Annotated in this window: 22 protein-coding genes and 1 tRNA gene; 12 read left to right on the top strand and 11 right to left on the bottom strand. The window is 63.4% G+C overall.

Annotation, left to right across the window (positions count from 1 at the left end; translation table 11 throughout):
• Positions 1-174 precede the first annotated feature (174 nt).
• On the top strand, positions 175-1,482 hold the full coding sequence (gene aceA, locus QCE73_RS05800) for an isocitrate lyase (RefSeq protein ID WP_238210410.1): 1,308 nt from the start codon (positions 175-177) through the stop codon (positions 1,480-1,482).
• 124 nt (positions 1,483-1,606) lie between these two features.
• Here aceA and QCE73_RS05795 read toward each other — a convergent pair whose 3' ends face one another.
• Positions 1,607-2,041, bottom strand: a complete 435-nt coding sequence (locus QCE73_RS05795) for a universal stress protein (RefSeq protein ID WP_035503489.1) — start codon at positions 2,039-2,041, stop codon at positions 1,607-1,609.
• A gap of 145 nt (positions 2,042-2,186) precedes the next feature.
• Positions 2,187-3,089 carry a LysR family transcriptional regulator gene (locus QCE73_RS05790; protein ID WP_035503487.1) on the bottom strand — a complete coding sequence of 301 codons (903 nt, stop codon included), beginning with the start codon at positions 3,087-3,089 and terminating at the stop codon, positions 2,187-2,189.
• 180 nt (positions 3,090-3,269) lie between these two features.
• On the opposite strand from QCE73_RS05790, the gene QCE73_RS05785 reads away from it, so the two are divergent.
• The 3 genes from QCE73_RS05785 to QCE73_RS05775 all read left to right on the top strand — a co-directional run bounded on the left by QCE73_RS05785 (position 3,270) and on the right by QCE73_RS05775 (position 6,127).
• A complete protein-coding gene (locus QCE73_RS05785; RefSeq protein ID WP_309880185.1) occupies positions 3,270-4,031 on the top strand; it encodes a haloacid dehalogenase type II in 762 nt (253 codons plus the stop codon).
• 71 nt (positions 4,032-4,102) lie between these two features.
• A complete protein-coding gene (gene aceB / locus QCE73_RS05780; RefSeq protein ID WP_035503482.1) occupies positions 4,103-5,713 on the top strand; it encodes a malate synthase A in 1,611 nt (536 codons plus the stop codon).
• Positions 5,714-5,866: 153 nt separating this feature from the next.
• Positions 5,867-6,127, top strand: coding sequence for a DNA-binding protein (locus QCE73_RS05775; RefSeq protein ID WP_309880183.1), 261 nt, complete (start codon positions 5,867-5,869; stop codon positions 6,125-6,127).
• A gap of 15 nt (positions 6,128-6,142) precedes the next feature.
• On the opposite strand, the gene QCE73_RS05770 is transcribed toward QCE73_RS05775, so the two are convergent.
• Complete coding sequence (locus QCE73_RS05770) at positions 6,143-6,433, bottom strand: putative quinol monooxygenase (protein ID WP_309880181.1); 291 nt, start codon at positions 6,431-6,433, stop codon at positions 6,143-6,145.
• Positions 6,434-6,899: 466 nt separating this feature from the next.
• A complete protein-coding gene (gene bamC, locus QCE73_RS05765) occupies positions 6,900-8,114 on the bottom strand; it encodes an outer membrane protein assembly factor BamC (protein ID WP_309880179.1) in 1,215 nt (404 codons plus the stop codon).
• Between the two features lie 418 nt (positions 8,115-8,532).
• On the opposite strand from bamC, the gene QCE73_RS05760 reads away from it, so the two are divergent.
• Both QCE73_RS05760 and QCE73_RS05755 read left to right on the top strand, forming a co-directional pair.
• The gene (locus QCE73_RS05760) at positions 8,533-8,994 is read left to right on the top strand and encodes a DUF2844 domain-containing protein (protein WP_309880177.1); all 462 of its coding nucleotides are present in this window, start codon (positions 8,533-8,535) and stop codon (positions 8,992-8,994) included.
• A gap of 10 nt (positions 8,995-9,004) precedes the next feature.
• Positions 9,005-10,300, top strand: a complete 1,296-nt coding sequence (locus QCE73_RS05755) for a DUF3443 domain-containing protein (protein ID WP_309880175.1) — start codon at positions 9,005-9,007, stop codon at positions 10,298-10,300.
• Positions 10,301-10,373: 73 nt separating this feature from the next.
• On the opposite strand, the gene pcaC is transcribed toward QCE73_RS05755, so the two are convergent.
• From pcaC to QCE73_RS05725, 6 genes are read right to left on the bottom strand one after another with little or no spacing between them, the layout of a single operon-like run.
• Complete coding sequence (gene pcaC, locus QCE73_RS05750) at positions 10,374-10,757, bottom strand: 4-carboxymuconolactone decarboxylase (protein ID WP_309880174.1); 384 nt, start codon at positions 10,755-10,757, stop codon at positions 10,374-10,376.
• On the bottom strand, positions 10,754-11,548 hold the full coding sequence (pcaD, locus tag QCE73_RS05745; protein WP_309880172.1) for a 3-oxoadipate enol-lactonase: 795 nt from the start codon (positions 11,546-11,548) through the stop codon (positions 10,754-10,756). Before pcaD ends, pcaC begins: the two co-directional genes overlap by 4 nt.
• A 4-nt stretch (positions 11,549-11,552) precedes the next feature.
• Positions 11,553-12,920, bottom strand: a complete 1,368-nt coding sequence (locus tag QCE73_RS05740; RefSeq protein WP_309880170.1) for a 3-carboxy-cis,cis-muconate cycloisomerase — start codon at positions 12,918-12,920, stop codon at positions 11,553-11,555.
• A gap of 4 nt (positions 12,921-12,924) precedes the next feature.
• The gene (gene pcaF / locus QCE73_RS05735; RefSeq protein WP_309880169.1) at positions 12,925-14,127 is read right to left on the bottom strand and encodes a 3-oxoadipyl-CoA thiolase; all 1,203 of its coding nucleotides are present in this window, start codon (positions 14,125-14,127) and stop codon (positions 12,925-12,927) included.
• A gap of 32 nt (positions 14,128-14,159) precedes the next feature.
• On the bottom strand, positions 14,160-14,816 hold the full coding sequence (locus QCE73_RS05730) for a 3-oxoacid CoA-transferase subunit B (RefSeq protein WP_309880168.1): 657 nt from the start codon (positions 14,814-14,816) through the stop codon (positions 14,160-14,162).
• Positions 14,817-14,828: 12 nt separating this feature from the next.
• Positions 14,829-15,521: a 3-oxoacid CoA-transferase subunit A gene (locus tag QCE73_RS05725; protein WP_035503462.1), complete on the bottom strand. Its 693-nt coding sequence runs from the start codon at positions 15,519-15,521 to the stop codon at positions 14,829-14,831.
• Between the two features lie 230 nt (positions 15,522-15,751).
• Between QCE73_RS05725 and QCE73_RS05720 the strand changes: the two genes are divergently transcribed.
• Both QCE73_RS05720 and QCE73_RS05715 read left to right on the top strand, forming a co-directional pair.
• The gene (locus tag QCE73_RS05720) at positions 15,752-16,570 is read left to right on the top strand and encodes an IclR family transcriptional regulator (RefSeq protein WP_309880167.1); all 819 of its coding nucleotides are present in this window, start codon (positions 15,752-15,754) and stop codon (positions 16,568-16,570) included.
• Between the two features lie 58 nt (positions 16,571-16,628).
• Positions 16,629-17,552: a LysR family transcriptional regulator gene (locus tag QCE73_RS05715; RefSeq protein WP_035503457.1), complete on the top strand. Its 924-nt coding sequence runs from the start codon at positions 16,629-16,631 to the stop codon at positions 17,550-17,552.
• Between the two features lie 16 nt (positions 17,553-17,568).
• Here the strand turns inward: QCE73_RS05715 and QCE73_RS05710 are convergent, their stop codons facing one another.
• Positions 17,569-17,985 (bottom strand): DoxX family protein, encoded by a 417-nt coding sequence (locus tag QCE73_RS05710; protein WP_309880165.1) that lies wholly within the window; start codon positions 17,983-17,985, stop codon positions 17,569-17,571.
• Between the two features lie 103 nt (positions 17,986-18,088).
• Between QCE73_RS05710 and QCE73_RS05705 the strand changes: the two genes are divergently transcribed.
• The 4 genes from QCE73_RS05705 (at position 18,089) to QCE73_RS05690 (ending at position 20,041) form a co-directional block, all read left to right on the top strand.
• Positions 18,089-18,979: a LysR family transcriptional regulator gene (locus QCE73_RS05705; protein WP_035503454.1), complete on the top strand. Its 891-nt coding sequence runs from the start codon at positions 18,089-18,091 to the stop codon at positions 18,977-18,979.
• 141 nt (positions 18,980-19,120) lie between these two features.
• Positions 19,121-19,531 (top strand): hypothetical protein, encoded by a 411-nt coding sequence (locus QCE73_RS05700; protein ID WP_309880164.1) that lies wholly within the window; start codon positions 19,121-19,123, stop codon positions 19,529-19,531.
• 90 nt (positions 19,532-19,621) lie between these two features.
• Positions 19,622-19,698: transfer RNA gene (locus tag QCE73_RS05695), tRNA-Pro, on the top strand.
• A gap of 88 nt (positions 19,699-19,786) precedes the next feature.
• A complete protein-coding gene (locus tag QCE73_RS05690) occupies positions 19,787-20,041 on the top strand; it encodes a hypothetical protein (protein ID WP_309880163.1) in 255 nt (84 codons plus the stop codon).
• Positions 20,042-20,168 lie beyond the last annotated feature (127 nt).

The following is a 20,168-nucleotide window of genomic DNA, read 5'->3' as shown; positions in this document are numbered from 1 at the left end:
CCCATTGATTTACTGCGATAAAAATAAAGCACAAATCTCCTTCCGAGGGGTGTTTCGCAGGTCGACGTTTGCCTAGACTCTTATATAAGAGTTGAGCAAACGTAGGCCGCCCAGCCAGGCGCATCGGAGCTCAAGCCAATCAGGAACATCGGTCCAGTCTCGAGGAGAAACGCCATGACCTCACGCCAACAACAGGCTCAGCAACTCCAGCAGCAATGGGAATCCGATCCGCGCTGGAAAGGCATCAAACGCGGCTATTCGGCGGATGACGTCGTGCGTTTGCGTGGCTCGGTGCAGCCGGAGCACACGCTCGCACGCCGCGGCGCCGAAAGGCTGTGGGCATCGATTCACGAGGAGCCTTTCGTCAACGCGCTCGGCGCGCTGACCGGCAATCAGGCGATGCAGCAGGTCAAGGCCGGCCTCAAGGCGATCTATCTGTCGGGCTGGCAGGTGGCCGGCGACGCCAACGTCGCGGGCGAAATGTATCCGGACCAGTCGCTGTATCCGGCGAACTCCGTGCCGCTCGTCGTGAAGCGCATCAACAACACGCTCACGCGCGCCGATCAGATTCAATGGTCGGAAGGCAAGAATCCGGGCGATGAAGGCTACATCGATTACTTCGCGCCGATCGTGGCCGATGCCGAAGCGGGCTTCGGCGGCGTGCTCAACGCGTTCGAACTGATGAAGGCGATGATCGAAGCCGGCGCGGCGGGCGTGCACTTCGAGGATCAACTGGCGTCGGTCAAGAAATGCGGCCACATGGGCGGCAAGGTGCTCGTTCCGACGCGCGAGAACGTCGCGAAGCTGTCGGCCGCGCGCCTCGCTGCGGACGTGTGCGGCGTGCCGACACTGCTCATCGCGCGCACCGATGCCGAAGCCGCCGATCTCGTCACGTCCGACATCGACGACAACGACAAGCCGTTCCTCACCGGCGAGCGCACCGTGGAAGGCTTCTTCCGCACGAAGCCGGGTCTCGCACAGGCGGTCTCGCGCGGCCTCGCCTACGCGCCGTACGCGGATCTCGTGTGGTGCGAAACCGGCAAACCGGATCTCGAATACGCGAAGAAGTTCGCCGAGGCGATCCACAAGCAGTTCCCGGACAAGATGCTGTCGTACAACTGCTCGCCGTCGTTCAACTGGAAGAAGAATCTGGACGACGCGACCATCGCCAAGTTCCAGCGCGAGCTGGGCGCGATGGGCTACAAGTTCCAGTTCATCACGCTCGCGGGCTTCCACGCGCTGAACTACTCGATGTTCAACCTCGCGCACGGCTACGCCCGTTCGCAGATGAGCGCGTTCGTCGAGTTGCAGCAGGCCGAATTCGCCGCCGCCGACAAGGGATTCACGGCGGTGAAGCATCAGCGCGAAGTGGGCACGGGCTACTTCGACGCCGTCACGCAGACGGTCGAGCGCGACGCTTCGACGACCGCGCTGCACGGATCGACCGAAGACGAGCAGTTCTTCGACAAGAAGGTCGCGTAATACCGCATCAGGCAGGTCGAATCAGGGAGAGCGGTGAAAAGAAGCGGAGGCCGTGGCGCATGCAGCAATGCGCCACGGCCGGCGCTCAAACGAAAGCGCATCGCGTGCGCTTTTCGTTTGAGCATCAGCGGTACACGATGACCGGAATCTTCGTATGCGTCAGCACGCGCTGCGTTTCGCTGCCGATTAGCAAGCTTCCGAGTCCGCGACGTCCGTGCGATGCCATCAGAATCACGTCGCAGCCGTTTTGCTCGGCTGCCTCGATGATGCCGATATACGGCGCGGCATCGATGCTCGTCACGCTCGTGCAGGCCACGCCGGCGCTCTCGGCGGCGCGCTCGACCGCGCGCAGGTGCTCGCGCGCTTCGTTCTCGGCGCGGGCGTGGAAGTCGTCGGGCGGCTCGACGGCGACATCGGCGAAAGGCGAATACGGATATTGCGGAAGGCACGCGTAAGCCGTGATGCGCGCGCCAACGGATTGCGCGAGATCGATCGCGCCGTCGATGGCCTTTTGCGATAGCTCGGAGCCGTCGGTCGGCACGAGTATGTGTTTGAACATGGCGTCCCCCGTCACGTGTAGGTGCGTGGTTGTATTGTAGTAACGGGGATGGAAGCGGAGAAAGTTTCGATGAAAGTACGCGGCGAAGTGCCGCTTTGGGCTGTCGCTCCGCGCCCGCATAGGAATCCGAAGTTTCTCCAGGGACTCACCCCCAATACCCCGTCGCGTTATACGTATGTTTGAGCAGATCGAGAAACAATCGCACACGCAACGGCAAGTGCCTTCTCTGCGGAAATACCGCATGAATGCCGATCGGCGGCGCGGCGAACGCATCGAGCACGCTCATGAGACGCCCCGCGCCGATGTCCTCGCCCACTTCCCACCACGAGCGCCACGCGAGGCCGCGGCCTTCGAGACACCACTCGTGCAGCACCGCGCCGTCCGAGCACTCCATCGTGCCGGAAACCTTGATCGTCACGACCTTGCCGTCCTGCTCGAATACCCAGCCACGCTGCTGATTCGCCGAAGCACCGAGCGCGAGGCAGTTGTGATGCGCGAGCGCGGCGAGATCGGCGGGCTCGCCGCGCTTCGCGAGATAGTCGGGCGATGCGACGCACACGCGCCGGTTCTCCCCGAGCTTCAGCGACACGAGCGACGAATCCGGCAGTTCGCCCAGACGCACCGCGCAGTCGAAGCCTTCGTTGACGAGATCGACCATGCGGTCGGTCAGATCGAGGCTGACGGACACATCAGGGTGCAGCGTCGTGAACTTCGGTACGAGCGACGCGACGTGACGCCGCCCGAAGCCCGCCGGCGCCGATACGCGCAAATGTCCGCTCGCCTTCACGCCGCCCGCCGAGACGCTCGCCTCCGCGTTCTGCATGTCGTTGATGATGCGCTGGCAGTCCTCGAGAAACGCGGAGCCTTCGAAGGTGAGCGTGATCCTGCGCGTGGTGCGCACGAGCAGCTTTACGCCGAGCCGCTCTTCGAGCGCGTCGAGCCTGCGCCCGATGACAGCCGGCGCGATGCCCTCCGCCTGCGCCGCCGCCGAGAGGCTGCCCTTCGCGGCAACGGAGGCGAAGGTCTCAATCTGCTTGAATCGATCCATGCGTGTTCGTCGTCAATAAGGGGCCGCACGCTCAGATTAGATAAGTAAAAGTAAAAGATCAAGTGATGCTGCGGTGCTTTTTCCATCACTCTGATCACGAATACAATCGATTCCGACCTCTAAACGGAGCGCACGGCTATGTCGGCCATAACGACACCCGCATCGTCCTTCGAATCTTCCATGCTTCCCCGAGCAGTCATCTTCGACGCTTACGGCACGCTCTTCGACGTCCATTCGGTCGTCGCGGCCGCCGAGCAGCTTTTTCCCGGCCAGGGCGACGCGCTCTCGAAGCTCTGGCGACGCAAGCAGATCGAATACACGCAACTGCGCACGCTCGCCGATCCGGCGGGCGCGCATTACGAGCCGTTCTGGAAGATCACGATCGATGCGCTGCGCCACGCCGCCGCGCGTCTGAAACTCGCCGACGCGCTCACGAGCGCGGCCGAGAAGCGTTTGATGGACGAGTACGCGTGCCTGTCCGCGTTTCCCGACACCGTGCCCGCGCTCAGATCGTTGCGCGACGGCCTCGCGATGCCGCTTGCGATTCTCTCGAACGGCAATCCGCCGATGCTCGACGTCGCGGTGAAAAGCGCCGGCATGAGCGGGCTTTTCGATCACGTCTTGTCGGCCGATTCGGCGCGCGCCTACAAGCCCGCCGCCGCCGCATACGAACTCGGCACGCGCGCCTTCGGCGCCGCCGCGCGCGACATCGTGTTCGCGTCGAGCAACGGCTGGAATGTCGCCGGTGCGACATGGTTCGGCTACACGACCTTCTGGATCAATCGCGCCGCGCTGCCCTTCGAGGAACTCGGCGTCACGCCGCACGGCAGCGGCCGCGGCATGGCCGAACTCATCGCTTTCATCGAAAGCGGCGCTGCGCGCACGGCGACCGCATCGAAAAGCCGCAAAACAGGCAGCGCGCGCCGGCCGACAGGCACCTAGCCGCCGGCTGCCCTTTTATTGCTTCAAGCACAACCACTAGCAAAACCGTCTGACCGACCAAGGAGAAAACCATGACGCATCCATCGAATCCGCTTTCGCTTCCGAAAGGCATGGCAATCTCAGCCGACATCAAGCCCGGCTACGAGACCATCCTGACGCCCGAGGCGCTGGCGTTCGTCGCCTCGCTGCATCGCCAGTTCGAGCCGCGCCGCCAGCAACTGCTCGCGGCGCGCGTCGAACGCACCAAACGTCTCGACGCGGGCGAGCGCCCCGGCTTCCTCGCAGAGACGAAATCGATCCGTGAAGGCGACTGGAAAGTCGCGCCGCTGCCGAAGGATCTGCAACGCCGGCGCGTCGAGATCACGGGCCCGGTCGAGCGCAAGATGATCATCAACGCGCTCAACTCCGGCGCGGATTCGTACATGACCGACTTCGAGGATTCGAACGCGCCGAGCTGGGACAACCAGATCGTCGGCCAGATGAACCTGAAGGAAGCCGTGCGCCGCACGATCTCGCTGGAGCAGAACGGCAAGTCGTACAAGCTCAACGATACGATCGCGACGCTGATCGTGCGTCCGCGCGGCTGGCATCTCGATGAAAAGCACGTGAGCGTCGACGGTCAGCGCGTGTCGGGCGGCATCTTCGATTTCGCGCTCTTCCTCTTCCACAACGCGAAGGAGCTGATCGCGCGCGGCAGCGGCCCCTACTTCTATCTGCCGAAGATGGAAAGCCATCTCGAAGCGCGCCTGTGGAACGACATCTTCGTCGCGGCGCAGGAAGGCGTCGGCATTGCGCGCGGCACGATTCGCGCGACGGTGCTCGTCGAAACGATTCTCGCGGCTTTCGAAATGGACGAGATCCTGTACGAGCTGCGCGAGCATAGCTCCGGACTGAATGCGGGCCGCTGGGATTACATCTTCTCGGCGATCAAGAAGTTCAAGAACGACACGAACTTCTGCCTCGCCGATCGCGCGAAGATCACGATGACCTCGCCGTTCATGCGTGCCTACGCGCTCGAACTGCTGAAGACCTGCCACAAGCGCAACGCGCCGGCGATCGGCGGCATGTCCGCGCTGATTCCGATCAAGAACGATCCGGCGGCGAACGACAAGGCGATGGGCGGCGTGCGCTCCGACAAGGCGCGCGACGCGACCGACGGCTACGACGGCGGCTGGGTCGCGCATCCGGGACTCGTGCCGGTGGCGATGGAAGAGTTCGTCAAGGTGCTCGGCGACAAGCCGAATCAGATCGAAAAGCAGCGCACCGACGTGCAGGTCACCGCGCACGATCTGCTCGATTTCCGTCCGGAAGAGCCGATCACCGAAGCGGGCCTGCGCAACAACGTGAACGTCGGCGTCCACTATCTCGGTTCGTGGCTCGCGGGCAATGGCTGCGTGCCGATCCACAACCTGATGGAAGACGCCGCAACCGCCGAGATTTCGCGCTCGCAGGTGTGGCAATGGATCCGCTCGCCGAAGGGCAAGCTCGACGACGGCCGCAAGGTCACGGCCGCGATGGTGCGCGACATCACCATCGACGAACTGGAGAAGGTGAAGCAGGCCGTCGGCGCATCGGGCGCGGACACGAAGCCTTACGAGCGCGCCGCGAAAATCTTCGAGGAGATGTCGACATCGGCGCAATTCACCGAGTTTCTGACGCTGCCGCTGTACGAGGAAATCTGAGCGTTTCGCGTGCTCTGACGCATAAAGGAAAAACGGCCCCAGGGCCGTTTTTCCGTTTGGCGCGCCTCATGGATCGAGCACGGCGTGTGCTACATTGCGCATCGTCTTTTCAACGATTCAACCGTGGAGCGCACTCACCGTGCGAACGACAGCATGAGCAATATCCAGCTCGATATCGAATGGACCGAAGCGGCATCGCGCAAGATCGAAAAACTGATGCCGCGCAACGTGAACAAGGACTCGTATCTGGCGCTGCCGCCGGTCGAATGTCTGCCGATGGAAGGCGACGTGCTCTTCCTCGGGCCGAGCGGCAAGCAGCAGCCGTTCATCGTCGCGGAGCGCCAGTATCATCACGACGGCGACGCCGACTGGACCATCCTCCTCATCCTCGACGTGCCGCACGAAACGCACTGAAGACGGTCTTCGCCGTCAGAGGATCTTGCTCGCGACACGGACCTCGCCGTGCTCGTACAGATCCGGCGCTTTGGCGCGAAACGCCTGAATATGCGCCGATTCGCCGTGCTTCGCGAGCGCGGCTTCGCTCTCCCAGCGTTCGACGAAGATGAAGCGCCGCGGCTCCTTGATGTCGCGGTGCAAATCGTATTGCAGCGCGCCCGGTTCCTTGCGCGTCGGCTCGACGTTGGCTTCGAGCACCTGCCTCAGTTCCTCTTCCTTGCCCGGCTTGGCGACGAAAATAGCGACGACGGCAACTTCCGACATGAGTGTTCTCCTGTTTTCGTTGAAACGATGAAATCAGGAGCATAACCGCGCGAGACGGACATCGCCGAAAACACCCGATGCGCATGTCAAAAGAAAAAGCCCGCGTTCCAAGCGAAACGCGGGCAAAAACCGTCGCCCTACGAGGATAGGCGACGGGGCCATCGGGGCTCGCGCGTAGCGAACCAATCGTCTGTTTGTACGGTGCGACGCGCCTGATGAGCGCGCTTTCGAAGGGCTTCGGGCGGGTGAATTACGCCATTGATGCAATGTACTGTCCACACGTTCATTTCTATAAGCTTTTGCGCACATTTCCCGATAGAAAGAATTGTCTGCGCAATTATTACTCGACGCTCGCATTTCTATGCATGCTGAATAAATCGTTTGCGCGGATGGGGCGGCGGCGCAGGCCATAAAAAAACCGCCTCGTGAACGAGGCGGTTTTCCGTGGGATCGAGCCTGGAAAAGCTCAGCTGATCTGGTCGGCGAGCAACGCCATGATCTGGCGCGCCTGCGGGGATGAATCGAGATTCCCCTTGTCGTCGACGATCGCCACACGCGTCTGCTGCTCGGTGACGGCGCGCACGTTGACCTGATATTGCTTCGCCTTCATTTCCTTGCGGCCGTGGAACACCTGGCTCCAGAAGCCCTGCTCCGCCGATGTCTTGTCCGTCGGATCGACATAGCGCACGAAGTAGACGCCCTTGCTGCGGTCGCGGTCGTCCACTGTGAAGTTGGCGCGATCGAGCGCGATGCCCACGCGCAGCCACGCGCGGTCATACGCTTCCGGCAACGTCAGTTGCGACGACGTGGCTTCGGGCACGACTTCGTTGCGGATCGGCGAGTTGCCCGCATTCGTGACGTTCTGCGCCGCAACCGACGCGGCCTTCGAATCGCCGCCCTTCGCGGCGCCCGCTGCGCCGGCTGCACCGGCCGGCGCCAGCGTGTCGAGCGGCGTCGCGCCGCCCGAAGCCGCCCGTTGATCGGCCTGCGCGAGCGAGGACATCAGACGCTTCAGATATTCGTTTTCGAGCGCCGGATCGTTCGGGCGCGCCTGCCACTGGCTCGAATCGTTGTTCACGCCGGTCAGCGCCTCGCGCATGCCCTTCTGACTGATGAACACGTAGGTGCCGCCGCTCGGCGCCGTTTCGAGGCGCGTGCGGTATTTGTTGCGCTCGGCCGTGACATACGAGTTGCCGGTTGCCTTGGAGAGCGTGTCGCGGATCAGGCCGTCCGAAATCTGCGGATGGGTTTCGTTCCAGTCCGTTTCCATCACGCCCTTGTCGCGCTGATCGACGACGAGCAGGAAGCCCTGCTCCTGCCAGAAGCGGCGGACCTGCGGCCACACCTGATCGGGCGTCTTGCCATCGACGACGAGCCAGCGCTCGGTGCCGTCGCGTTGCACGTGCATGCCCGACACCGGCGGAACCACCGTGGGCGCGTTCGGTGCGACTTTCTGGACTTGCTGGAGCTCGGACAGCGACGTCTGACCGCCCTGCGGCGGCAGCGAGCGCTGGTCGGCCGCTTCGTCGAGCAGATTCGGCGGAACGGCGAGAGACACCTGTTTCGAACGCTGATCGCTCTTGTAGTTGAATGCGTTGGGATTGGACGTGCCACATCCCGCCACGATTCCGGCCACCGCGAAAAGCGCAGTCATGCGCTTGGTTACACGAAAATCTGTCATTTGGAGAAGTCCTTCCGCTACGCCACGGGCGTTCTTCCGTGGATCAACCCAGCATTTTACCGGTCCGACGCCGCGCCGTGAAAAAAAGAGGACCGGGCGGCCTCGGGCGAGTGTTTCGAGCGCGCACATTTCAAACGTTGCTAGTCATCGCAGAATGCTGATCGAAAGCAGCTAAATAGCGCGCTCTCATCTTGTATTTAAGTCGGTCCACATCGAATTGACAATTTATGACAATCGTAAAAAGCGGCAATTCCACCTGCCGCTATCTGCAACACCCTGATTCATATGAAATTTCATCCGTTCGACCCGCAAACTAGATCCGTTTGCTTGTGCCTGTCGCCCCGTATCGGCTCGTCGAGCTTATCTCTAAAATCTCATCCAAAAATAAGAAGAGTCCTAATTAACGGAGAGAAAACAAATGAGAAAACTCAGAATTCCTCACTACGTGATCGCGGGACTGACGATCGTCGTGAGCAGCGCGACCGGGCCCGCCTTCGCGCAACTTGGCGCGACCGGACGCGCCGCCGGGGCGTCGGACGGCGATGTCGTGCAGAAGGCGCAGGGTGGACTCGTGCAATATCGCGAAACCATCGACGCGCAAGGCATCGTCTTGCGTAATTATGTCGATTCGACCGGCGCGGTGTACGCGGTTTCCTGGCGCGGCCCGGCCATGCCGGATATCCGCTCGCTGCTCGGCGCGTACTTCGAGACGTTCAGGCAAGGCGCGAATGCGTCGGCGGGCGATGCCGGGCTGCATGCGACGCGCGTCGAGCAAGGCGATCTCGTCGTCGAAAACCGGGTGCGGCTGCGCGAATTCAGCGGACGCGCGTGGCTCGCGAGCGGCCTGCCGCCGGGCGTGACGTCGACTGACATCCAGTGAGGAGCCGACGATGAACACTCGCGCCCTTCTCTCGATGCCCATGCTCGCGCTCTTCGTCCTGCTTCACGGCTGCGGCGGTGGTGGCGGCGGCCCGGACGGCAGTTCCGCTGCGCCGCCCCAGCAGGCGAGCGCGCCAGCGACGGCGAGCGCTCCGAACGTAGCCAGCGCCGCCGCGCCCGCAAGCGCCCCGCCGCCTTCGTCCGCGAACACGACCGTGCCGCAATCGACGACGCCCAACGTCCAGACGATCCGCGTCACCAGCACGCCCACCAACACGCGCAACATGCTGCAAACCAGCGTGACGATCTGCGTGCCCGGCACGAACACCTGTCAGACCATCGATAACATTCAGGTCGATACCGGCTCGCATGGCCTGCGCGTGCTCGCATCGGCGCTCAACCCGTCGATCGCGTTGCCGCTCGTCGCGGGCGGCAATCAAAGCGCGCTCGTCGCGGAATGCGCGGTGTTCGGTTCCGGCTATACGTGGGGCGCGGTGCGCGCGGCCGATGTCCGGCTCGCCGGCCAGGTCGCGCGCTCCACATCCGTCCAGTTGATCGCCGACGGCGCCGCCTCCGGCGTCCCGCAGGACTGCAGCCAGTCCGGCCTGCCGATGCTCACCGCGTCGTCCTTGCGCGGCAACGGAATTCTCGGTGTCGGGCCCTTCACCGCCGATTGCGGCGCCGGATGCGCGGTGTCCGCGTTGCCGCGCTGGTACTACAACTGCATCTCGGGCAATTGCGTCGCGAGCACGCTCGCGGTCGCGCAGCAGGTGACCAATCCGGTCGCCAACTTCGCCACCGACAACAACGGCGTGCTGATCGAGCTTCCCGACGTACCGGACAGCGGCGCGGCCACCGTGACCGGGACGATGACTTTCGGCATCGGCTCGCAGTCGAACAATCTGCTCGGCTCGGCGACGGTCCTCGAATCGAGTTCGGTGTCCGGCTATGTCACGACGGATTTCGGCGGCAGCCAGTACGGATCGAGCTTCATCGACAGTGGATCGAACGGCGTCTTCTTCCCTTCGACGACGCTTGCCCGATGCGGCGTGTGGTACTGCCCGTCCTCACCGCAGACGATCGCGGCGACGATCCGCTCGTCGAGCGGAGCGCAAAGCGCGGTGAGCTTCACGGTCGCGCAATCGACGGCGTTGTTCAGTACGGGCAACTTCGCCTTCGATAATCTCGCCGGCACGGCGAGCGGCTTCTTCGACTGGGGCTTGCCGTTCTTCTACGGACGCCGCGTGTTCACAGCGCTCGAAGGACGCGCGACGCCCGCGGGACCGGGACCGTACTACGCGTTCTGAGTCCGGAAACGAAAAGCCGTCTCCGGTTGCCCAGAGACGGCTTTTTGTCGAACGTGTCGGACGTGTTGCGTGACTACGCCTGGCTTTCCTCGTCGAAGATTTTCTGCGCGAGATGGAACGCCGAATTCGCCGCCGGCACGCCGCAGTAGACCGCCGTCTGCAACAGCACTTCCTTGATCTCGTCCTGCGTCACGCCGTTGTTCTTCGCCGCGCGCAAGTGCAGCGCGAGTTCCTCGCTGCGGTTCAGCGCGACCATCATCGCAATCGTGAGAAGGCTGCGCGTGTGACGCGGCAGGCCCTCGCGCGTCCAGATCTCGCCCCATGCGTAGCGCGTGATGAAGTTCTGGAATTCCGTCGTCAGTTCCGTGCGATTCGTGAGCGACCGGTCCACGTGCGCATCGGACAGCACCGCGCGGCGCACCTTCATCCCGGCTTCGTAGCGTTCGTCGTCGGTCATTGTTGTTCTCCGATGAAGTCGAGGACGGCGCGCGTGTAGTCGTCGCGCTTTTCGATGTTCGACAAATGCGCCGCGTCCAGTTCGAGGTAACGCGATCCGCCGATGTAACCCGCGAGTTCGCGGCCCTGCTCCGCCGTCGTCGACAGATCGTGCGTGCCCGCGATCACGAGCACCGGCAGCGTGATCGTTTTGGCTTCGTCGCGCAGGTCGGCGTCGCGGATCGCCTCGCAGTTCGACGCGTAACCGTCGCCCGAGGTGTGGCGAAACACGTCGCGGATATTCGCGAGTTCGAGTTGCTCGCGCTCGATGAACGGCGCGGTGAACCAGCGCGCGATCACGGCGTCGGTCAGCGCGGGCATGCCGCCCGGCTCGCGCGCTTTCGCGGCGCGCGGCGTCCACACGGCGTCCGAGCCGATCAGCGCGGCGGTGTTCGACAGCACGACGCGCGAGAAGCGCTCCGGATGACGCGCGGCAAGTCCGATGCCGGTCAGCCCGCCCATCGACAGGCCGCAATAATTCGCGCGCTCGATCTTCAGATGATCCATCAGGCCGATCACGTCGCCGATCAGTTGATCGATCGTGTACGGCCCAGGCGGCACATCGGAATGGCCGTGGCCGCGCGTGTCGTAACGCACCACGCGGTAATGCTTCGCGAAGGCTTCGATGTTCGGCGTCCACATCGAGACATCGGCGCCGAGCGAATTCGACAGCACGAGCCACGGCGCGTTGTCGCCCGCCGTGACATCGATGCGATAGTGAATCCGCGTTCCGTTCACTTCGGCAAGAGGCATGTTTTTACTGCTCCTGTTTTTTCGAGTTGGCGCTCGCAATGGCGGCGGCGACGAACGCCTGCGCCTGACCGACGTAGTTCGCCGGATCGAGCAATTGCTTCAGTTGATCTTGCGACAGATGGCGCGTGACGGTTTCGTTCGCGGTGAGTTCGTCGAAGAGCGACGTGCCCTTCGCGACCGACGCCTTCGATGCGCCTTCGACGAGCTTGTGCGCATCGAGCCTGCCGATGGCGTCGCCGAGCGCGAGCATCACCGCTTCGCCGAGCACGAGGCCGTTCGTCACATCGAGATTGTGCGCGAGACGTTCGACGTTGACTTCCATCGACGGAACGATGCCCACGATGTTCGCGAGCGCGCCTGCCGTGAGACGTGCGAGATCGGGCAGCGCTTCCCATTCGGCCTGCCATCCGCCCAGTGCGCGTTCGTGTTCCTGAACCATGCCCGCGAAGATCGTCGCGACGAGATTCGGCGCGCGCGTCGCGGCGGTGAGCACCGCGGCGCAGCCGACGGGATTGCGCTTGTGCGGCATCGTCGATGAACCGCCCTTGCCTGCCGCAGCGGGTTCCGCGACTTCGCCGACTTCGGTCTGCATCATGAGCGAGATGTCGCGCGCGATTTTGCCGAGCGTGCCCGTCAACATGCCGAAGAACGACGCGCTCTCAGCGATGCGGTCGCGCTGCGTGTGCCACGGCAGCGCGGGCAGCGTCAGCTTCAGATCTTCGGCGAGCGACGCCGCAACCGGCAGCGCCTTGTCGCGCAGACTCGCGAGCGTGCCCGCCGCGCCGCCGAATTGCAGCACCAGCGCGCGTCCCCGCAACTCGCCAAGACGCTCACGATGGCGCGTCACCGCATCGAGCCATTGCGCGAACTTCAGGCCCAGCGTGATCGGCAGCGCCTGCTGAAGCCACGTGCGGCCGATCATCGGCGTGCTTTTGTGCGCTTGAGCCTGCGTGACGAGCGCATCGGAAAGTGCGAGCAAATCGGCGTCGAGCAGATCGAGCGCCGCGCGCAATTGGAGCACGACGCCCGTATCGATGATGTCCTGACTCGTCGCGCCCCAGTGCACGTACTTCGCGGCTTCGGCATCGGTCGCCTTCACGACGGCCGTCAGTTGCTTGACGAGCGGAATCGCGAGATTGCCGCCCGCTTGCGCGCCGATCATCAACGCGTTTGCGTCGATGTTGTCCGCGTTGCATGCGGCGACGATCGCCTCGACCGCGCCCGAAGGAATCACGCCATGCAGCGCCGAAGCGCGCGCGAGCGCTGCTTCGACGTCGAGCATCGCCTGCACGGTCGCACGCGGCGACCAGATTTCGTTCGCGGCGGCGTTGCCGCAAACGAGATCGGTGAGACGTCCCGTGGATGCGAACATCGGGTCAGACGCGCTCGATGATCATCGCGATGCCCTGGCCCACGCCGATGCACATCGTGCACAGCGCGAAGCGGCCGCCGGTGCGATGAAGCTGATAGCTCGCCGTGGTGACGAGACGCGCACCCGATGCGCCGAGCGGATGGCCCAGCGCGATCGCGCCGCCGTTCGGGTTCACGCGGGGATCGTCGTCGGCGACGCCGAGCATGCGCAGCGTCGCCAGCCCTTGCGACGCGAATGCTTCGTTCAGTTCGATCACATCCATCTGGTCGATGGTCATGCCAAGACGCGCGAGCAGCTTCTGCGATGCCGGACCCGGTCCGATGCCCATCACGCGCGGCGGCACGCCGGCGGTGGCGAGGCCGAGAATGCGCGCGCGCGGCGTGAGGCCGTGGCGCTTCGCGCTTTCTTCGTCGGCGATCAGCATCGCGACCGCGCCGTCGTTCACGCCCGACGCGTTGCCGGCGGTCACGCTGCCGTCCGGACGCACGACGCCCTTCAGCTTCGCGAGCGCTTCGAGGCTCGTTTCACGCGGATGCTCGTCCTTATCGACGATGAGCGCATCGCCCTTTTTTTGCGGAATCGTCACCGCGACGATTTCCTGCGCCAACGTGCCGTCTTTCTGCGCGCGCGCTGCTTTTTGCTGCGAGCGCAAGGCGAACGCGTCCTGATCGGCGCGGCTGATCTTGTAGTCGTCCGCGACATTCTCGGCGGTTTCGGGCATCGAATCGACGCCGTACTGCTTCTTCATCAGCGGATTGATGAAGCGCCAGCCGATGGTCGTATCGTGGATCTCGGCGGAACGCGAGAACGCGCTCGTCGCCTTGCCCATCACGAACGGCGCGCGGCTCATGCTTTCGACGCCGCCCGCGATCATCAGGCTCGTCTCGCCCGCCTTGATCGCGCGGGCCGCGACGCCGATCGCGTCCATGCCCGAACCGCACAGGCGGTTCACGGTCGTGCCCGGCGTGCTGATCGGCAAGCCCGCGAGCAGCGCCGACATGCGCGCGACGTTGCGATTGTCTTCGCCCGCCTGATTCGCGCAGCCGTAGATCACTTCCTCGACGGCTTCCCAGTCCACTTCCTTGTTGCGCTCGACGAGCGCGCGCAGCGGCACGGCGCCCAGATCGTCGGCGCGCACGGAGGACAGCGAACCGCCGTAACGGCCGATCGGCGTGCGGATGGCATCACATACGAAAGCTTCTTTCATCAAATGCTCCAGTTCTCTTGTGTCTCTCAGGCTCAGACGGCTTCGGTCAGGGGCGCGTATTGAAGCGGCACCTTGGCCAGCTTCTGCAATTCTTCGAACGACAGGCCTTCCACGATCTCGCGCACGACGAAGCCTTCCGGCGTCACGTCGAACACGGCAAGGTCGGTGTACACGCGGTCCACGCACTGCACGCCCGTCACCGGGTACGAACACTCCGCAACCAGCTTGCTTTCGCCCTGCTTCGTGAGCAGTTCCATCATCACATAGACCTGCTTTGCGCCGATCGCCAGATCCATCGCGCCGCCGACGGCCGGAATCGCGTCGGGCGCGCCGGTGTGCCAGTTCGCGAGATCGCCCGTCGCCGACACCTGGAACGCGCCGAGCACGCAGAAGTCGAGATGGCCGCCGCGCATCATCGCGAAGGAGTCCGCGTGATGGAAATACGCACCGCCCGTGAGCAACGTCACGTGCTGCTTGCCGGCATTGATGAGCTCGTCGTCTTCCGAGCCCGCAGCGGGCGCCGGGCCCATGCCGAGCAGGCCGTTTTCGCTGTGCAGGAAGATTTCGCGATCCGCCGCGAGGTGATTGGCGACGAGCGTCGGCACGCCGATGCCCAGATTCACGTAGGCGCCTTCGGGAATATCCGCGGCCACGCGCTTGGCCATTTCGTCACGGGTGAGTTTCTTCATGGCTTTTCGTCCTTAAGCTGCGAGTTCGGCTTGATGCACGGCTTGCGGCACTTCCACGACGCGCTGCACGAAGATGCCCGGCGTCACGATGTTTTCGGGGTCCAGCTCGCCGAGCGCGACGACCTTCGACACCTGCGCGATCGCCGTTTTCGCGGCGCTCGCCATGATCGGGCCGAAGTTGCGCGCAGTTTTACGATAGACCAGATTGCCCCAGCGGTCGCCCTTGAATGCCTTCACGAGCGCGAAATCCGCGTGCAGCGGCGCTTCGAGCACATAGTGCTTGCCGTCGATCACGCGCGTTTCCTTGCCTTCCGCGAGCTTCGTGCCGTAGCCGGTCGGCGTGAAAAAGCCGCCGATGCCCGCGCCCGCCGCACGGATGCGCTCGGCCAGATTGCCCTGCGGCACGAGTTCCAGTTCGATTTCGCCCGCGCGGTAGAGCGCGTCGAATACATATGAATCCGTCTGACGCGGGAACGAGCAGATGATCTTGCGCACGCGCTTGGCCTTGAGCAGCGCGGCCAGGCCCGTGTCGCCGTTGCCGGCGTTGTTGTTGACGATCGTGAGCTCGCGCGCGCCCTGCTCGATGAGCGCGTCGATCAGCTCGGACGGCATGCCCGCCGTGCCGAAACCGCCGATCATGATGGTCGCGCCGTCGTGGACGTCGGTCACGGCCGAGGCGAGCGAATCGAAAATCTTGTTGATCATGTGCCGTTCCTTCTCCTGTTTCGGGACTGCCGATCCGCGATCGCGCTTCCCGAATTCGGGTTTACCAGTTGGTAATCAGACTTGCTTCGAAATGTTCGTTATGCGAACATGGATTCGTTTAGCGAACATCGGCATGTTAGTCCTGCGTTCGTTGTCGTGTCAACGAAGCATCTGCAAACCTCGGGTTTTCACGGAGTCGCCGACCGTCCGCCTCTTTCCTGACGAGCCTTATGAAGAATTCAGCCACGCTCATTCCGGATGCCGAGCCGCAAGACGCCCAAGCGCGCCCCGGTGACGCATACGTCCAGTCTTTCGCGCGCGGGCTCGCGGTGATCCGGTCGTTCGATGCGAACCGCTCGGCCCAGACGCTGACCGATGTCGCCGCCGCGACCGGCCTCACGCGTGCGGGCGCGCGCCGCATTCTTCTGACGCTGCAGGCGCTCGGCTACGTCGAGGCCGACGGGCGTCTCTTTCAACTCACGCCGAAAATCCTCGATCTCGGGTTCGCGTACCTGACTTCGATGCCCTTCTGGAATCTCGCCGAGCCGGTGATGGAAGACCTCGTCGAGCAGGTTCACGAAAGCTGCTCGGCGGCGGTGCTGAACGGCGCGGAAATCGTCTATGTGCTGCGCGTGCCGACGCACAAGATCATCACGCAGAATCTGTCGATCGGCAGCCGCCTGCCCGCATTCTGCACGTCGATGGGCCGTGTGCTGCTCGCCGCGCTCGACGATGCTCGTCTCGACGAAGTGCTCGATGCGAGCTCGCTCGTCGCGCGCACGCCGCGCACGATCGTCGAGCGCGATGCGTTGAAGGAAGCGATCGCCGTCGTGCGCCGCCAGGGCTGGGCGATCGTCGATCAGGAACTGGAGGAAGGACTGATTTCGATGTCCGCGCCGATCCGCGACCGGCAGGGACGCGTGATCGCGGCGCTGAACATCAGCGGGAACGCCCAGCGCAAGAACGCGAAGCAGATGGTGAAGGCGTTTCTGGAGCCGTTGCAGGAAGCGGCGCAGCGCGTGTCGGACATGGTCGCGCGGCGCGGCTGATGGCGCGCGTTGACGTGGAGAATGCCGCGCGCCAACATCGCTGGCGGAGCATCACGCCATGAACGACCTCGATCTGAATCTGATTCCGTACCTCGTCGCCATCGAGGAGACGCGCAACGTGAGCCGCGCGGCCGAACGGCTCGGCGTGAGCCAGCCGCGTGTATCGACGGCGCTCGCGCGCCTGCGCGAGCACTTCAACGATCCGCTCTTCGTGCGCACTTCGCGCGGCATGGAACCGACGCCGCGCACCATCGCGCTCGTGCCCGCGGCGCGCGAGGCGCTGGCGTGCATCGAGCGCGGCCTGCTCGACCGGCAGCACTTCGATGCGTCGGCAAGCACGGACACGTTCTCGATCGCGCTGTCCGATGTCGGCGAAATCGTCTTTCTGCCGAGGCTCCTGCAGGCGTTCGCGAAGGAAGCGCCGAATGCGAATCTGCGCTCCGTGTCGGTGTCGCACGGCGATGTCGAGCGCGGGCTCGAAACGGGCGACATCGATCTCGCGGTCGGCTATTTTCCGGACCTGCGCGGCAACAACTTCTTTCAGCAGCGGCTTTTCTCGCATCGCTTCATCTGTCTGATGCGGCGAGATCATCCGTTCGCGAGCGAGCCGCTTACGCTCGAGCGCTTCATGCAATCCGGCCACGCGGTCGTGCGCGCCGAAGGCCGCAGCCAGGAGATCCTGGAGAATTTTCTCGACAGGGAACGCGTGCGGCGCCGCGCCGTGCTCGAGACGCCGCACTTCATGAGCCTGCCGTTCATCCTGTCGCGCACCGATCTGATCGCGACGGTGCCGCATGCGATCGGCTTCGCGTATGTCGCCGAGCATGCGTCGATCACGCTCGCCGAGCCGCCGCTCGCGCTGCCGCGCTTCGATCTGAAGCAGCACTGGCATCGCAAGTTTCACAACGACGCGCGCACGATGTGGCTGCGCCGGATCGTCGCGTCGCTGTTCAATGACGAACTCGACGAGTGGCCCAAGTAAGCTTCAACGCCAGGCTTCAACGTCGATTGTCGATGCTCCACGCGCCCGCTCCAGCCGCCGCGATGAACAGAAAGATGAACGACAGCAGCACGGCCGGCTCGCCCTGATTCAGGAGCGGCAGAAGGAAATGTCCACTCGGCGCATGTCCGATGAAATAAGCGAACGCCAGTTCGCCCGACAGCACAAAGGCCGCCGCGCGCGTGAAAAAACCGATCAGCACGAGCACGCCGCCGACCAGTTCGATGACGCCCGCCGCGCCGAGCAGGGAGAAGAGCGGCAGGCCGTCGAACATCGCGATATGCGGAACGTGGAAGAGCTTGGCGCTCGCGTGCGTCAGCAACAGATACGAAGCGACGATGCGCAATAGCGCGTGCGCGTGGCTCGCCAGCGCGGGCACGCTGGGCGAGGCTGAGCGAACTTGAGTCGTAGACATCGGAATACTCCTATGAAGGTGGATTGCCTCAAGTTTAGGCAGACACCGCCGGTCGATAAATCCGGCTAATATTGGCGTTTTGTTTCCGCACAGGAAATGATCGATGGATGCTTTGACCAGCCTGCGCGTATTTCGCGAAGTCGTCGATGCGGGAAGTTTCGTGAAAGCCGCGGAACGGCTCGACATCTCCACCGCCATGACGAGCAAGCACGTCGCCAATCTGGAACGTCAATTGGGCGTGCGCCTCCTGAACCGCACGACGCGCCATCTGAGCCTCACGGAAGCCGGCAACGTCTATTACGAGCAGTGCAGCGAGGCGCTCGACATCCTGCAGGCCGCGGAAGCCGCAGTCGGCGTGCAGACCGCGCAGCCGCAAGGCGTGCTCAAGGTCACCGCGCCGGGCTGGTTCGCCAATCGCACATTCGCCGATTTGCTCGTCGCGTATCAGGCGCGCTATCCGAGCGTGCTCGTCGATTTGCGGCTGGAGAACCGTTTCGTCGATCTGGTCGAGGAAGGTTACGACATGGCGATCCGCGCGACATCCGAGCCGTCGCCCTCGCTGATCGTGCGGCCGCTGTGCAAGATGCCCTTCGTGCTCGCGGGCTCGCGCGCCTATCTTGAACAGCACGGCAAGCTGCGCCATCCGGACGATGTCGCGCGTCATCGTTTCGTGTTGCCGACGTACACGAACGTCGACTCCGTGACGCTGACAGGGCCGGACGGCGCGTTCACCGTGAAGAATCAGGCCGTGCTCAAGACCAACGATACGTCGATGGCATTGCAACTCGTGCGCGCCGGACTCGGGCTCGCGTATTTTCCGGCGTGGATCGTCGAACCCGAGCTGGCGTCGGGCTCGCTCGTGCGCGTGCTGCCGAGCTATACGGCGTTCGCACCGTCGGTGTACGCGGTGTACACGAGCCGAAAATACATGACGACGAAGGTACGGACCTTCATCGACTTCCTGTCGGAGTCGTTGGCCGATCGGCCAATCTAATTAGGATTACTCTTATTTTATCGATCAACCTCGCGTGTGAATATCGCGCCCGCTTCCGGATCGGCGCCAGAGACGCGACAGGAAATAACATCTTGCGCCGCCGGGATCGTCCCTGTTACCCGAAAGCGAGGCACGCGCGATATGGATTTCCCTTGGCTTCCCCTGACCTTCAGTCTGACCTTGCTTGGCCTGGCGCTCTTCATCTGCCGCGCCGTGAACGCGAGCCTCGGCGCGCTGAAATGGAACGGCGCACTGCTCTTCCTGGCTCTGTGTGTAGTGGCGATGCTGCTGGATTTCACGCTGACGATGGTGTTTGCATCCGCGGGCTTCCATGAGCACACCAAATACGACAGCCTCGGATCGAGGATCGCGTGGAGCGAGCGGATCGTCACGTATCTCGTTCCGTGCGCGATATCGCTGCTGATGGCATTGAGGTTTCGTCGGCGTCAGCGCTTTGCGTTCGCGCATGGCCACGGTCGGAGCGAGACGGAGCGCGAAGCCGCGGTGCAGATTCAAACCTCGCCTTATACGCAATCCGAGTTGACGCTCTGACGCGCAAGCGAGTGAATTTGGTGAGTGCAACAGCGAAATTGTTCGGAGCAGTTCTACTATTCGTTTCGCTCTGATATACTTTTGCTCTTTCGGGGCGTAGCGCAGCCTGGTAGCGTACCTGCATGGGGTGCAGGTGGTCGGAGGTTCAAATCCTCTCGCCCCGACCAGAAATCAAAGGCTCTCCGGCTTTCGCCGGAGAGCCTTTTTTCTTTGGCCGATCAGAGGCCGTCGTATCGATGAAGACGAGCACGAACAATGGCATATAACAAGCTCAACAACCCGCGCGCTTTTCCCGGCAACAGCAACTACGGCATGTCGTTGCGAGACTACTTCGCGGGGCAGGCGCTTGCCGGTGCAATGGCCGGCAACACCCTTCCCACCGACGCGTCACCCGCGCTCCTCGAACAGCGCGCGCAACTCTGCTATCGCCTGGCAGACGCCATGCTCAGAGTTCGCGCCGAAGAGGAAACCCTGACCAACGCGACCGCCATGATGGGCATGAGCATCTGACGTTGCTCGTGATGGCCGAGGCCCGCTGAAATAGAGACGCCCAGCGTCATTTACTCAGACGTAAAAGCCGAAAAAACACTTGTATGTCAGTGATTTAAGCCTTAGTCTTAAGGTGATATATAAGGAA

This window comes from Caballeronia sp. LZ029, assembly GCF_031451275.1.
Taxonomy (GTDB): domain Bacteria; phylum Pseudomonadota; class Gammaproteobacteria; order Burkholderiales; family Burkholderiaceae; genus Caballeronia; species Caballeronia jiangsuensis.
The sequence above is the reverse complement of the archived record's forward strand: the minus strand, read 5'-3'. Positions and strand labels throughout refer to the sequence as shown.

What these genes read in the sequence shown, in the direction of transcription:
- pcaF (WP_309880169.1), bottom strand. Translation starts at nt 14,127, where the DNA reads ATGAAAGAAGCTTTCGTATGTGATGCCATCCGCACGCCGATCGGCCGT.
- QCE73_RS05715 (WP_035503457.1), top strand. Translation starts at nt 16,629, where the DNA reads ATGAACGACCTCGATCTGAATCTGATTCCGTACCTCGTCGCCATCGAG.
- pcaC (WP_309880174.1), bottom strand. Translation starts at nt 10,757, where the DNA reads ATGACCGACGACGAACGCTACGAAGCCGGGATGAAGGTGCGCCGCGCG.
- QCE73_RS05700 (WP_309880164.1), top strand. Translation starts at nt 19,121, where the DNA reads ATGGATTTCCCTTGGCTTCCCCTGACCTTCAGTCTGACCTTGCTTGGC.
- aceB (WP_035503482.1), top strand. Translation starts at nt 4,103, where the DNA reads ATGACGCATCCATCGAATCCGCTTTCGCTTCCGAAAGGCATGGCAATC.
- QCE73_RS05720 (WP_309880167.1), top strand. Translation starts at nt 15,752, where the DNA reads ATGAAGAATTCAGCCACGCTCATTCCGGATGCCGAGCCGCAAGACGCC.
- QCE73_RS05775 (WP_309880183.1), top strand. Translation starts at nt 5,867, where the DNA reads ATGAGCAATATCCAGCTCGATATCGAATGGACCGAAGCGGCATCGCGC.
- aceA (WP_238210410.1), top strand. Translation starts at nt 175, where the DNA reads ATGACCTCACGCCAACAACAGGCTCAGCAACTCCAGCAGCAATGGGAA.
- QCE73_RS05770 (WP_309880181.1), bottom strand. Translation starts at nt 6,433, where the DNA reads ATGTCGGAAGTTGCCGTCGTCGCTATTTTCGTCGCCAAGCCGGGCAAG.
- QCE73_RS05710 (WP_309880165.1), bottom strand. Translation starts at nt 17,985, where the DNA reads ATGTCTACGACTCAAGTTCGCTCAGCCTCGCCCAGCGTGCCCGCGCTG.
- QCE73_RS05755 (WP_309880175.1), top strand. Translation starts at nt 9,005, where the DNA reads ATGAACACTCGCGCCCTTCTCTCGATGCCCATGCTCGCGCTCTTCGTC.
- QCE73_RS05730 (WP_309880168.1), bottom strand. Translation starts at nt 14,816, where the DNA reads ATGAAGAAACTCACCCGTGACGAAATGGCCAAGCGCGTGGCCGCGGAT.
- QCE73_RS05725 (WP_035503462.1), bottom strand. Translation starts at nt 15,521, where the DNA reads ATGATCAACAAGATTTTCGATTCGCTCGCCTCGGCCGTGACCGACGTC.
- QCE73_RS05785 (WP_309880185.1), top strand. Translation starts at nt 3,270, where the DNA reads ATGCTTCCCCGAGCAGTCATCTTCGACGCTTACGGCACGCTCTTCGAC.
- bamC (WP_309880179.1), bottom strand. Translation starts at nt 8,114, where the DNA reads ATGACAGATTTTCGTGTAACCAAGCGCATGACTGCGCTTTTCGCGGTG.
- QCE73_RS05790 (WP_035503487.1), bottom strand. Translation starts at nt 3,089, where the DNA reads ATGGATCGATTCAAGCAGATTGAGACCTTCGCCTCCGTTGCCGCGAAG.
- QCE73_RS05690 (WP_309880163.1), top strand. Translation starts at nt 19,787, where the DNA reads ATGGCATATAACAAGCTCAACAACCCGCGCGCTTTTCCCGGCAACAGC.
- pcaD (WP_309880172.1), bottom strand. Translation starts at nt 11,548, where the DNA reads ATGCCTCTTGCCGAAGTGAACGGAACGCGGATTCACTATCGCATCGAT.
- QCE73_RS05760 (WP_309880177.1), top strand. Translation starts at nt 8,533, where the DNA reads ATGAGAAAACTCAGAATTCCTCACTACGTGATCGCGGGACTGACGATC.
- QCE73_RS05795 (WP_035503489.1), bottom strand. Translation starts at nt 2,041, where the DNA reads ATGTTCAAACACATACTCGTGCCGACCGACGGCTCCGAGCTATCGCAA.
- QCE73_RS05705 (WP_035503454.1), top strand. Translation starts at nt 18,089, where the DNA reads ATGGATGCTTTGACCAGCCTGCGCGTATTTCGCGAAGTCGTCGATGCG.
- QCE73_RS05740 (WP_309880170.1), bottom strand. Translation starts at nt 12,920, where the DNA reads ATGTTCGCATCCACGGGACGTCTCACCGATCTCGTTTGCGGCAACGCC.